Source organism: Streptomyces durocortorensis, from assembly GCF_031760065.1.
Lineage (GTDB): Bacteria > Actinomycetota > Actinomycetes > Streptomycetales > Streptomycetaceae > Streptomyces.
In genome coordinates, this window is record NZ_CP134500.1 from 6,775,142 (window position 1) to 6,786,969 (window position 11,828).

Genomic DNA, 11,828 nt, shown 5'->3' on the forward strand with positions numbered 1-11,828 from the left:
CTGGCGTACACGGTTGTCGTCTGTCACCTCATACAAGTCGATACGCAGGAGCTGGCGGACGTGGGCATCGACGCGTGTGGCGGCTTTGCCGGAGAAGGAGGGGCAGGGGTGCTCCGGGACTCCTGCTTCGAGGGCCGAAGCAGGTGCCGAGCTCGCGACTTGGTGTGGACCGCTACGTGACCAAGCGAACAGCCGCCGGACTGGCAGCAGGCCCGGCCGATCCTGTTCGTGTGCGGGCACGTTGCCTGTGTCTCCGAGCCCGCAGCACCCTCTCCCGGGCCCGGGACTCCGCTCCGGGAACCGGACCAGTGACGCTTAGGAGCGGGTGTACCTGGAAACGACTACTCCCGAGCGATCGTCGCGTCGGCGGTCGGCCGACACCGGGAGGGGTCTTACGTGGACGCGCCCTTATACCTGAGACCCAGGGTGGACCCGCCGCTCGCCGCACTGCTGTCGGACCGGCCCTTTCTGCACTCGCTCGTCGACGTGCTGGGGTCGCCGCTCAACGTACTGCTCCCCGACGCCGTGGCCGAGAACGTCGCCCGCTTCCGCGCCGTCTACGGCCGCCACCATCTCACCGGCCGGGTGTACTTCGCGCACAAGGCGAACCGATCCAGCGCCCTGCTGCGACGACTGGCGGCGGAGGACCCGGCCGCCGTCGGCGTCGACGTCGCCTCCGTGGACGAGCTGAGGCACGCACTGGGATGCGGGTTCACCGGCGACCGCATCATGGCCACCGGTCCAAAGGACGCCGCGTTCCTCTGGCTGGCGGCCCGCGTGGGCGCGACGGTCAGCCTGGACTCGCCCGGGGAACTGGAACGGCTCTCCGGCCTGCTGCGCGCGCACGGGCTCGGCCGGATCGCCGTGCTGGTACGGCTGTCGGGGTTCGAGTACACCTCCGGCCCCGGGGGAGCGGGCACCCGGCTGCTCTCCCGGCGCAGCCGTTTCGGCACTCCGCTACGGGACACGGATGCGCTGCTGTCGGCGCTCGAACGCAACGCGGAGACCGTGGAGTTCGTCGGCGCCGCCTACCACCTCGACACCACCGGCGTCGAGGAGAAGGCGCGGGCGCTGGAGCAGTGCGTGCTGTTCATGGACGAATGCCGGGCACGCGGACTCGCGCCGCGCGCTCTCGACATCGGGGGCGGATTCGGCGTCGGCTACGTCGCCGAGGCGGAGGAATGGGGGCGGTGGACCACCGCGCTGACCGAGGCGGTGCTCGGCGTCCGCCCGCCGTTGACCTGGCGCGGTCACGGATACGGGCTGCGCAACGAGGGCGGCACGGTGCGCGGTGCCGCCGCGCTGTACCCCGCGTACCGCCCCACCGCCGGCCCCGGCTACCTCGACGAGCTGCTCTCACTGCCCGCGCCGGTGCTGGGCCGACCGCCCGCCAGCCTCCTGCTGGAGCACCTCCACGACCTGCACATCGAACCGGGCCGTTCACTGGTCGACCAGTGCGGACTCTCGCTCGCCCGCGTGCTGGACGTACGTCCCGTGGACACGGGCTCCGGGCAGTACCTGGTGCAGCTCGCCATGAACGCGGGCGACATGAGCCTGGAGGAGCACGGCGTCCTGGTGGACCCCGTCCTGCTGCCGCGAGGTGAAGCCGCCCCCGGTGACGGGGAGCCGGTCGGTGTCTACCTCGCGGGCAACCTCTGCCTGGAAGGTGACCTCATCACTCGGCGCTTGGTCTTCCTGCCCCGGCTGCCGCGGGCGGGGGATCTGCTGGCCTTCGTCAACACCGTCGGCTATGCCATGGACTTCCGCGCCCATCACGCGCAGCGGCAGCCCGTCGCGCGGACGGTCGCGGTGGAGCGGCGGGGCGAGTCCTGGCACTGGTGCCCGGACGAGGACTACTGGCCGATCACACCCGTGGGGGAGCAGTCGGATGAGGTATGACAGCATCACCGAGGCCATAGGCAACACGCCTCTGGTGCGCATCGATCCCGCCGTGCACGGACTGCGCAACATCGACCTCTACGCCAAACTGGAGATGCTCAATCCGTTCGGGTCCGTCAAGGACCGGCCCGCCTGGCACATGGCCCGGTCCCACCTGGAGGCTGCCACCGGGGGTGACGGAACGCTCGTGGAGCTTTCCAGCGGCAACACGGCCAAGGCGCTGGCCCTGCTGGCCGGTATGCACGGAGTGAGGTTCAAGAGCGTCACCAACCGCATGCGCGTACCCGAGATCAAGGAACTCCTGCTGCTCATCGGTGCCGAGATCGAGGAACTTCCCGGGCGCAGCGAGTGCCTCGATCCGACCGACACGGACGACCCGCTGACGCACTTCCACCGGGCGCTCTCCGACCCGGGGAGCACGTACCTGCACACCGACCAGTACTTCAACCCCCGTAACGTCGAGGCCCACGCGGAGGGCACCGGGCCCGAGATCGTGAAGGATCTGGACGGGCGGGCACCGGACTGGTTCATCGCCTGCGTGGGTACGGCCGGTTCGTCGACCGGTGTCGCCAAGGTCCTGCGCGAGCACGACCCGCGCGTACGGGTCCTCGGCCTGGTCGCCCACAAATCGGACTTCATACCGGGCATCCGCACCATCGACGAGGTCCACGAGGTCGGCCTGTTCGACCCGGCGACGTACGACACCATCGAGTCGGTCACCTCGGACGAGGCCATCGACGGGATGATCACCCTGATCCGCCGCTGCGGACTGCTGAGCGGACCGACCGGCGGCGCCGCCTACCAAGGGACGGTTCGGCAGCTGCGGTACGCCGACGGCGAGCTGGACGGGACGGGGCAGCGCCGCACGGCGGTGTTCATCGTGTGCGACCGGGCCGAGAGCTATCTCGGCTACGTGCGTCAGCGGCGCCCGGAACTCCTGGGCCGGACGGCCCAGGAGCGGTCCGCGACGGCCGTCACCGACGCCGAGGCCCGTGCGGAGGCTCGCGTCATCGGGGTGGACGACGCCCGGCGCTGGTCTGCCGAGGGCGATCCCCGGCCACTCGTCGTCGACCTGCGCAGCCCGCACGCCTATGCCGCCCTCCACATCGAGGGCTCGGTCAACATCGTCGACGAGGTGTTCGAGGACCTGCTCCGTGGCGGGCTCCCCTTCAGCAAGCGCACTCCCGTGCTGCTCGCCTGTCCCGTCGGCGAGAAATCACTGCGCTACGCTGCCGCGCTGAAGCGGATGGGCCACCCGGACGCCCGCAGTCTGGACGGCGGGATCATCGCCTGGCGGGACGCGGGCGCACCGCTGGTGCGCGAATGAGCCCGGCAGGCCCGCTTCCCTCCGCAGACCCTGAGAACCCGCGCTGGCAGCAGGAAGCGAGGGAACAGTTCCCCATCGTCACCGCGCACCCGGAGCTGGCCTACCTCGACAGCGCGGCCACGTCCCAGAAGCCACGTGCCGTACTGGAGGCCGTACAGACCTACCTCACGACGTCGAACGCCAACGCCGGCCGCGGCACCTACCCCTGGGCCAACCGGACAACGGAACTGGTGCAGTCGACCCGGGAACGGGTCAAGGAGTTCCTCCACGACCCCGAACCGGGCCGCTCCGGCGTCCACTTCACCAGCGGCACCACCGAGGGCCTGCGTACCGTCGCCCGTGACTGGCTCGTGGCGTACCTCACCGACGGGGACGAGATCCTCGTGCCGTACGCCGACCACCGGGCCAATCTCGACCCCTGGACAGAGGCCCGGCAGCTGCTGGCCGAGCGCGGCGTCGAGGTGCGGGTGCAGGCGCTGCCGTACCAAGCGGTCTCCGGAGACTACGACCACCTGGCCCTGGCCCAGGCCGTGGGCCCGCGGACCCGCTTCGTGGCCGCCACCCACGTCCACCACGTCTACGGCGGCGACATGAACGTGCACCGCATCCGCGAAGCGGTCGGCCCGGACGTGGCCATCTGTCTGGACGCGGCGCAGAGCGTCGGCCACCTGCCCGTCCACCTCGACGATCCGTCCCTCGACGTGGACTTCGTGGTCTTCTCGGGGCACAAGGCGATGGCTCTGCCCGGCTCGGGGGTGATCTGGGCGCGCAACGCGCGGGGGCCGGTGTTCCGGCCGGGCGGCTGGCAGGGTACGCCCAACACGGCGGGCATCGTCTCGCTGCGGGCCGCTCTCGACTGGCTCGACACGGTCGGACCGGAGCGCGTCGAGCACTGGACGACCATGCTCACCACCCGCTTGACGGACCGGCTCGGGCGCCTGGGCCCGTACGAGGTCCTCGGTTGTCAGCTGAGCCTGTCCGCCGACTCCGCACTCCCCGCCGCGCAGCGCCGACACGGCATCGTCGCCTTCCGGCACCGCGACATCCCCTCGGACGATCTCGGGTTCATTCTTTACAGCCACGGCTTCATGGTGCGCGCAGACAGCCTTTGCCAGGCCGGAGCCGATCCTCGGGACGCTTCGGTGCGTGTGAGCCTGCACGTGTACAACACCGTGGCGGAGATCGACCGGCTGCTGACCGTCCTCGCGTCGTTGACTTGAATGGCAACTGATAATCGTTACCACCTGTAGATTCGTCGGTGCCCCGCACGGACGTGAGACAGACGAGGTGACGCACGCTATGGGTGTGAGCATGGCGACGGCCAGGGCCTGGGTCGAGCGCTGGGAACGCCAGCAGGAGCGGTACGCGGTGGACCGCGAGGAGCGGTTCACCGTGATCGCGGATGTCGTCGAACACGCCGTCGTCGGCCGCGCCCGTCCCCTGCTGCTCGACCTCGGGTGCGGCCCCGGCTCCCTGGCGGCCAGGCTCGCCGACCGGTTCCCGCGCGCCGAGATCGTGGCCGCCGACATGGACCCCGTACTGCTGGAACTGGGACGCACCCACCATGCCGACGCCGCCCGCTACGTCGACACCGTCATCGGCGCGGACGGCTGGACCGACGCCCTCGGGCTGGACCGCCCCCTGGACGCCGCCGTCTCGACGACCGCCCTGCACTACCTGCCCGAGCCGGTGCTGCTGCGCACCTACCGTTCCCTCGCGTCCCTGCTGCGCCCCGGCGGCGTCCTCGTCAACGGGGACCACTTCCCGCCGGACGCGGCGCCCTGCTCGGACCTCACCGCCCATGTGGGCCGTCGCAGGTCCGAGCGTACGGGCGGCCACGCGCGGGAGGACTGGCGGTCCTGGTGGGACGCCGCGGCCCGGGACCCCGAACTGGCCGACCTGCTCGACGAACGCCGACGGCGCCACACCCTCCACGCCCACAGCGGCGGCGACGAGCGGGTCACGGTATGCCGACACGCCGCCCTGCTGCGCCGGGCAGGCTTCGCCCATGTCGCACCGGTCTGGCAGTTCGGCGACAGCACCGTACTGGTGGGGGTCATGGGTGATCCGTGAGGGCTTACCGCTCCGGCCGCGACCTGGTGGTACATCAGGGCTTCCCACTCCCGCCGGGACCTCGGTCACCGGCGGGAGCGGGCAGTCCATCGGGACGACGGCCCCTCCGGCGTTGACGACCGCCGTCCAGCACGTGGTGAGGTCCCCCCGGACGGCTTCGGTGGCGTCAAGGGGCTGGCTGAGCTGTGCGTTCACGGTGGTGGGTACCGTCTCATGCGTTGTCACCCCCGTTGGCCTGCCAGCCGCGTGAGACGCCGACCGCGCCGTCCGCCGCATTCGCCGGCGTTCCTCGTATGGGTCCGACGGCTCCGCGATCCGTACGACGGAATGGATTCCGGTGTGGACCGTGCACACTGGAACTGGTGAAATGCTTTCTCGGATATAGCGCCGATAATCGTTACCGATAGCACGCCGCGTAATTGGCCTGCTTGCCGATGTGTGTTCTCTGTGGCAGCCTCGGCCGCGAAGGTGAAAAAACAGGAGGACGTTGGAAGCTGCCGCCACGAAATGGGTGGTGGTCTGAATCCATGGAGATGAGTGAAGTGGCGACATCCCTGCAACATCAGCCGCATCCCGGGCATGGCCATGCGCACGCCGAGGGCTGCGGGCACGTGGCAGTCCCTCACGGCGATCATGTCGACTACGTGCACGACGGGCATCTGCACCGTCAGCACGACGGCCACGCGGATGAGTGCGAGGTTGACGGGCATCGAGAGCACTCCGCCCACGCCCACGTGCACGGCGAGGGCTGTGGGCATGTGGCGGTTCCCCACGGCGACCACATGGACTACGTGCACGACGGTCACCGGCACGCGGCTCACGAGGGCCACTGGGACGACCACTGACTGTTGTGCGAGCGCCATTCGAGTACGCGGAATGCACCCCTACTCCTAGGGGTGCATTCCGCGTTCTTCCGTATTCCAGATCTCCCGCAGAAAGGGCTTGTGCAGGGGGAGTGGTCGCTTCTCACCGGAAAGAGTGACGTGGTGGCGACTGCGTGCTTTTCCGCGGTCGGAGGTGAACTTCCGCAGCAGATCGGTGCCCATGTGACCCATGCGGGTGGGACCGACGTTGGCGACGCAGGTATGCACCGGGCCGGACGGTGCCGTGGCTGCGACCACCGTCCGGCCCGGGGTTTCAGTGCCCCGTCACGGTGGTGAGGGCGTCGTGCTCGTGCGCGCAGAGCTCGTCGAAGCCGTAGGTGTCCCAGACCGGGAAGGGGTCGGTCGCGGGCTGGGCTTCGCCGTCCCGCATGAGGCAGTCGGTCAGGGCTGCCCGCAGCCGCGCCGCCTTGAGCTGGGTTCCGATGAAGACGAGTTCCTGGATGTGGAGGCTGTCGGTGTCGCGAGCGGAGTAGGGCTCGAAGCGGACCACTGAACCCGCCTGGGACCACAGTCCCATCACGTGGGAGCGACTGGCGAGGGTGAAGAAGCCCTTGGATCTGAGGACCTGCCCGTAGGCGCCGCTGTCCAGCGCCTCCGTCACGAACGACCACAGCCGTCCGGGGTGGAAGGGCGTATCGGAGCGGAAGACGGTCGAGGAGATGCCGTACTCCTCCGTCTCGGGAACGTGGTCACCGTTGAGTTCCCTCACCCAGCCCGGAGCCTGCTGTGCCCGCTCCAGATCGAACCTTGCGGTGCCCAGGACCTCGCCGACCGGTACGCGTCCCCGCTCGGCGGGCACGACACGGGCGGCGGGGTTGAGTCGCGAGAGGGTGGCTCGGAGCAGGTCGGCGGAGGCGGTGTCGACGAGGTCGAGCTTGTTGAGGACGATGACGTCGGCGAACTCGATCTGGTCCATCAGCAGGTCGCTGACGGTACGCTCGTCGTTCTCGTACTGGTCCAGGCCACGTTGGGCCAGTTCGTCTCCACCGGCCAGTTCGGGCAGGAAGTTGGCGGCGTCCACGACCGTGACCATGGTGTCCAGACGGGCCAGGTCGCCGAGGGTGGCGCCGTCGTCGCGGGCGAAGGCGAAGGTGGCCGCCACCGGCATGGGCTCGGAGATGCCGGAGGACTCGATGAGGAGGTAGTCGAAACGCCCCTCGCGTGCCAGCCGGTCGACTTCCTCCAGCAGGTCGTCGCGCAGGGTGCAGCAGATGCACCCGTTGGTCATCTCGACCAGACGTTCCTCGGTGCGCGACAGGGCGGACTCACCGCCGCGTACGAGGGCGGCGTCGATGTTCACCTCGCTCATGTCGTTGACGATGACGGCGACGCGCATGCCCTCGCGGTTTCCGAGGACGTGGTTGAGCAGGGTGGTCTTTCCGGCACCGAGGAACCCCGACAGGACCGTGACGGGGAGGCGCGGCGGGGGTGCGTGAGGCGGCATGCCGGCGTCAGCCCTCGGGGCGGAGCAGGCCGCGCTCGTACGCCTTGGCGAGCCGCTGGGGGACGAGGTGGGGAACGCCGTCCACCGTGACCGTCACCAACTGAGGTGTCGTGGCCTTCCACTGCGCGCGGCGGTGCCTGGTGTTGCTGCGCGACATCTTGCGTTTGGGTACGGCCATGGTGACCTCCGGGTGCGATCGGTGAGCGAGGCAGACGATACATGAAAATGGATGTCATTACGATCTGCGTCGTTCACCCATCCACGCTGAGCCCGCTCGGCGCCCTCCCGCAACGGCACCACGGCAGGCACCAGGCGCCCACGCACCACGTCCTTTCAGGCGCGGGTGTCCGGTGTCCGTTCCCTCTTCGGGAGCGTGAGGCCGCTCAGCGCTTCCGCCGGTGTCACCTTCCCGTGCACGCTCTCGACGAGCAGGGTCTCCATCGCCCGCAGCAGCCCCTCGATCACCGGGACAGGCAGGTAGTGCGTGTCGGCCATCAGGAACAGCTGGAGGCTGTCAGCGGAGTACGGCGTGTGGACGAAGTACTTGGCGTCCTGGCGGGCCCACGACCCGATGAAGTCGACCTCGCTGCGCTCACGCAGGGCCAGCAGGGCGTCCGGGTCGTCCCCCGTGTCCGGAAGCGTGTCCCAGCGGTCCCGCATCCGTACGTCGTTGAAGAACGCCGACAGGTCCAGCTTCCGGCCACGGGCCCGGCCGACCCGCTCGTGCACCTCGTCCATCGCCGCGGGGTCGTACTCCCCGTACCGGTAGGCGCTCATCGTCGTGAGGAAGCCGCCGCGCAACGCGTCCTCGAAGGACCCCTCCCCGTGCGCCAGGACGAACAGGGCGTTCTCCGTCTGCGCACCCACCATGCTCTGCAGCCGGGGCTCGTTGCGGTTCCCCGCGATCAGGAGCAGCACCGCGCGGTCATGGCCCGTGTACGCGGCGAGCGTCACCGCCGCGGCCGTCAGCAGTACCGTGCTCGTGCTGACCCGGCAGCGGTCGGCCAGCCGCTGGGCGGCCACGGCACCTGCCACCGAGTCGAGCCGCAGCCGTACGAAGCGTTCGGGGTCGTCCTCGCTCGCCCCGTCCTGCGGCGGGGTGAAGTCGAAGTGGGAGGCGGGCGCGGTGCTGAGCGTCCGCTCCCAGTGCTCCAGTGCCGCGCGGCCCCGCCGGGCGCCCTCGCCCTCCTGCTGGTGGCGGGCCTGGTCGAGCGGCTGCCACTCGACCGGGCCGAGGCTCTCGCCGCGCAGCAGCCGGGCCAGCTCGTCCTCCAGGACCCGGACGCCCCAGAAGTCGGTGGCCTGGTGCGACACCACCATGACCAGCCACACCGGCTCCCCGGCGTGGGTCAGGAGCGCGTACCGCATCCCGAACTCCTCGCCGTTGCGGAAGGGGCTGGCGGCGAGGCGGTCCGCGAACGCCTGGGCGTCCGTCTCGTCCGGGGGGCCGGGGGCGTCCGGCGGGGAGGCGTGGACGGTCACCGTGGCCGAGCCGTCCCCGTACACCGTTTGCACAGGCCCGTCCGCCCCGTTCGCGAAGGTGCTGCGCAGGGCCTCGTGGCGGACGATCAGCTGCCCGAGGGCGGTGATGACGCCGTCCGTGGCCGTGCCGTCGGGGAGGGCCACCACACGGGCGAGGTTGAAGTAATGGGCCTCCTCGTCCAGCCAGCTGATGGACTTCCAGATCGCCTGCTGTCCCCAGCTCATCGGAGCCGATCCGGACCGCAGACCGGAGAACGGGACGGAGAGTGTTCCGGCCTCGACGGTCCCGGTGTCGTGCGATGACATCTGCTACCTCACATCGTTTCGCGCGGAGCGCTCGGAGTTGGCGTCACGGAGAAGCGCCGGGCCGGGACGGCGCTGGCCACGGTCGCCACGGCGGCCCGGCGCTCGTCCGTCCAGTCCAGGACGTGCAGGCCGCCCGGGCGGTCGGCACGGCTGCCGCTGTCCGGAACGGTGTGCGGTACGTCGGCCGCACTGCCGGCGCCGGGGTGACCGGCCTTGAGCAGGGCCTCCTTGCGCACCCACATCCGCAGCACTGCCCGGTCCGGGTCGGGCAGTGCGCCCACGGCCCGCAGTTCGGCCTCGCTCATCAGCCGTGCCAGCACCGGCGGCGGTCCGACCGGGCGGGCCGCGGGTTCCACGTCGACACCCACCGCCCCGGGCCCGGCGGCCGCCGCGACCAGCCCGTCCGCGTGACTGAGGCTGACGCCCACGTCCGGGTGACCGCGCAGGTACGGCCGGCCGTGCCCGTAACGTTCACAGGCCGCGCAGAACTGGGCGGGCAGCAGCTCGTGCGGCTGCCGTCCGGTGAACCGTGCCGCGCAGAGGCGCAGCAACAGCCGCGCCGCCAGCACGTCGTCGCGTCGGCTCGGGACGCGGACCCGCGCCAGGCGCCGCCGTTCCCACGGGGCGAGCAGGCCCTCGTCCAGGTCGGGGCGGTCCAGTACCTCGGCCGTGGTCGCCACGACGGCCAGCGCGGTGCGACCGTCCGGCGGCTCCCGATCCGGACCGGTCAGCACAGCCGTACGCCGTCCGGCCGGACGCTCACCGGGAAGCCGTCTGGGGGGCGGCCGGGGCCGGGGCGGTGGACAGGAAGCGTTCCTTGATGCGGTTCAGGGTGCCGAAATCGTCGATGGTGACCTCTTGGAGGTCGATCTCCCGGCCGGAGACGCTCTCCAGGAGGTACACGAACTCCAGGAAGTCCAGGGAGTCGATGAGGCGGGCCTCGATCAGATCCTCGTCGTCCCCGATCGGTCCGTCGAGGCCGGGGTTCTTCTCGTGGATCCACGCGACGATGCGTTCCATGGCGGGCTGCTCCTTCTCCGCGGCTGCGCGGTTGCTCGGTTCCTGAATCCGGGAGGGTGGCCGTGTGCTGGGCCGGTCTTCGACAGCCTTTCAGGGCCGGGCCTCGCGGAGCCTGTCCAGCGCCTCTTCGGCCGTGCCGTGCGCGAGGATCATGGCGTGGACCCAGCGCTCCACGCCGAAGGCGACGCAGGCGCTGTACGCGGGGCCGTGCTCACCGGCCCGGATGCCCAGGCGCTCGCCGAAGAAGTTGCGGTGCCGGTTGACTGAGGCGATGGCTGTGCCATCGGGCGCGCTGAACTCGTGCTTGACCGGGTCCAGGGCCATCAGCTTCGCCCGCGAGCCGCCCTTGTCGTAGAAGGGGTCGTCGGCCGTGGCCCGGGTCAGGGTCAGCCCCAGGCGGGCGGCCAGTTCCTGGACGAACTCGGAGCCCCTGTCCAGGTGTTCGACGGCCCCGTCCTTCGTCCCCAGGTACAGCACCTCACGCATGTGGAAACCCCACAGCCGTCGCAGCCCGTCGTAGTGCGTCTCGTTGCGGAAGCAGCGCCCGGTCGCCGACAGCCGCAGCCCGGCCGCGCCGACGTCCTCGCCCTCCAGGGAGAGCAGCAGGCCGTAACAGGTCGCGGACGGCAGCAGGTGGCCGGTCGGCCGCAACGGCAGCTCGGCCGCGGGCGAACCGGCGGCCAGCCCGTCCAGGCCCTCCGGGGCGAACCGTGCGGCGGAGACGCCGAGATGGGGGAAGTTGCGGAAGTAGTCGAGCCTGGTCAGCCCCTCGACGGACAGCAGCGGCGGGCCGACGACCTCCGGGGCGGAGAGCTGTGCCGCCAGTCCGGTGAGCAGGCCGTCCAGGCCGTGCAGCAGTGCCGTACGCACCGGGTCCAGGGTGATCAGGCCCGCGCCGGGGCTTTTCAGGCCGAGCTTCGGCAGGGCGGTGGTGGGGGAGGTGCTCATCGGAACCGTTCCCTCTCGGGTGTGGACGGGCGGGCGCAGCGGCGGGGCACGGGCACAGGCGGACCGGGCGGCCGGGGCAGGGCGTGGCGGCCCGACGGCGGGTGCGCGGGCAGGGCGGGCAGGCGGGCGGACAGCTCGAAGGGACCGGGGAGCCGACGCGGCTCGGAAGACGGGGCCCGGGGCGCCTCTGGGGGCGGCGTGGTTGAGCTTCGGCGGTGAATCGGCTCGACAGTAACCATGGCTGCCGTTGCATGTCTAGACCAAGTTGAATCCTCATCGACCGACGGGATCGGGGCCACCTCCGGAACGAGATCCTCCTCATGTCCGCGTTCCAATACGGCACTTGACAGCGCAGGAGGTCTGGACCAATTGTGTGGGGCATCCCCCGGGGGCCGCCCCCGCCCGCTCGCGGCCTGCACCACCGGTTGCCCGATCGCCCGCCTGA

The 11,828-nt window shown here is 70.6% G+C and carries 11 protein-coding genes; 5 read left to right on the plus strand and 6 right to left on the minus strand.

The genetic code is table 11. The features are described 5' to 3' along the window. Positions 1–396: 396 nt before the first annotated feature. From RI138_RS29880 to RI138_RS29900, 5 genes are all read left to right on the plus strand, one after another. On the plus strand, positions 397–1,899 hold the full coding sequence (locus tag RI138_RS29880; RefSeq protein WP_311122388.1) for a Y4yA family PLP-dependent enzyme: 1,503 nt from the start codon (positions 397–399) through the stop codon (positions 1,897–1,899). Next, positions 1,889–3,226: a pyridoxal-phosphate dependent enzyme gene (locus RI138_RS29885; protein ID WP_311122389.1), complete on the plus strand. Its 1,338-nt coding sequence runs from the start codon at positions 1,889–1,891 to the stop codon at positions 3,224–3,226. The genes RI138_RS29880 and RI138_RS29885 overlap by 11 nt, the downstream gene beginning before the upstream one ends. After that, on the plus strand, positions 3,223–4,446 hold the full coding sequence (locus RI138_RS29890; protein WP_311122390.1) for an aminotransferase class V-fold PLP-dependent enzyme: 1,224 nt from the start codon (positions 3,223–3,225) through the stop codon (positions 4,444–4,446). The genes RI138_RS29885 and RI138_RS29890 overlap by 4 nt, the downstream gene beginning before the upstream one ends. A gap of 79 nt (positions 4,447–4,525) precedes the next feature. Beyond that, positions 4,526–5,299, plus strand: coding sequence for a class I SAM-dependent methyltransferase (locus RI138_RS29895; protein ID WP_311122391.1), 774 nt, complete (start codon positions 4,526–4,528; stop codon positions 5,297–5,299). Between the two features lie 533 nt (positions 5,300–5,832). Then, the gene (locus RI138_RS29900) at positions 5,833–6,144 is read left to right on the plus strand and encodes a hypothetical protein (protein WP_311123061.1); all 312 of its coding nucleotides are present in this window, start codon (positions 5,833–5,835) and stop codon (positions 6,142–6,144) included. Between the two features lie 292 nt (positions 6,145–6,436). Here RI138_RS29900 and RI138_RS29905 read toward each other — a convergent pair whose 3' ends face one another. The 6 genes from RI138_RS29905 to RI138_RS29930 form a co-directional block, all read right to left on the minus strand. Further along, positions 6,437–7,627: a GTP-binding protein gene (locus RI138_RS29905; protein WP_311122392.1), complete on the minus strand. Its 1,191-nt coding sequence runs from the start codon at positions 7,625–7,627 to the stop codon at positions 6,437–6,439. A 7-nt stretch (positions 7,628–7,634) separates the two neighbouring features. Beyond that, positions 7,635–7,805, minus strand: a complete 171-nt coding sequence (rpmF, locus tag RI138_RS29910; protein ID WP_073876229.1) for a 50S ribosomal protein L32 — start codon at positions 7,803–7,805, stop codon at positions 7,635–7,637. A 155-nt stretch (positions 7,806–7,960) separates the two neighbouring features. Continuing rightward, on the minus strand, positions 7,961–9,415 hold the full coding sequence (locus RI138_RS29915; protein WP_311122393.1) for a condensation domain-containing protein: 1,455 nt from the start codon (positions 9,413–9,415) through the stop codon (positions 7,961–7,963). A gap of 8 nt (positions 9,416–9,423) precedes the next feature. Continuing rightward, entirely contained in the window at positions 9,424–10,149 is a 726-nt protein-coding gene (locus RI138_RS29920) for a 4'-phosphopantetheinyl transferase family protein (RefSeq protein ID WP_311122394.1), read from the minus strand. 25 nt (positions 10,150–10,174) lie between these two features. Beyond that, positions 10,175–10,435 carry an acyl carrier protein gene (locus tag RI138_RS29925; RefSeq protein ID WP_311122395.1) on the minus strand — a complete coding sequence of 87 codons (261 nt, stop codon included), beginning with the start codon at positions 10,433–10,435 and terminating at the stop codon, positions 10,175–10,177. Positions 10,436–10,525: 90 nt separating this feature from the next. Next, positions 10,526–11,383, minus strand: a complete 858-nt coding sequence (locus RI138_RS29930) for a class-II aminoacyl-tRNA synthetase family protein (protein ID WP_096631186.1) — start codon at positions 11,381–11,383, stop codon at positions 10,526–10,528. Positions 11,384–11,828: the final 445 nt, after the last annotated feature.

Coding starts and splice junctions, on each gene's coding strand:
- RI138_RS29885 (WP_311122389.1), top strand. CDS start 1,889: ATGAGGTATGACAGCATCACCGAGGCCATAGGCAACACGCCTCTGGTG.
- RI138_RS29890 (WP_311122390.1), top strand. CDS start 3,223: ATGAGCCCGGCAGGCCCGCTTCCCTCCGCAGACCCTGAGAACCCGCGC.
- RI138_RS29895 (WP_311122391.1), top strand. CDS start 4,526: ATGGGTGTGAGCATGGCGACGGCCAGGGCCTGGGTCGAGCGCTGGGAA.
- RI138_RS29900 (WP_311123061.1), top strand. CDS start 5,833: ATGAGTGAAGTGGCGACATCCCTGCAACATCAGCCGCATCCCGGGCAT.
- RI138_RS29905 (WP_311122392.1), bottom strand. CDS start 7,627: ATGCCGCCTCACGCACCCCCGCCGCGCCTCCCCGTCACGGTCCTGTCG.
- rpmF (WP_073876229.1), bottom strand. CDS start 7,805: ATGGCCGTACCCAAACGCAAGATGTCGCGCAGCAACACCAGGCACCGC.
- RI138_RS29915 (WP_311122393.1), bottom strand. CDS start 9,415: ATGTCATCGCACGACACCGGGACCGTCGAGGCCGGAACACTCTCCGTC.
- RI138_RS29925 (WP_311122395.1), bottom strand. CDS start 10,435: ATGGAACGCATCGTCGCGTGGATCCACGAGAAGAACCCCGGCCTCGAC.
- RI138_RS29930 (WP_096631186.1), bottom strand. CDS start 11,383: ATGAGCACCTCCCCCACCACCGCCCTGCCGAAGCTCGGCCTGAAAAGC.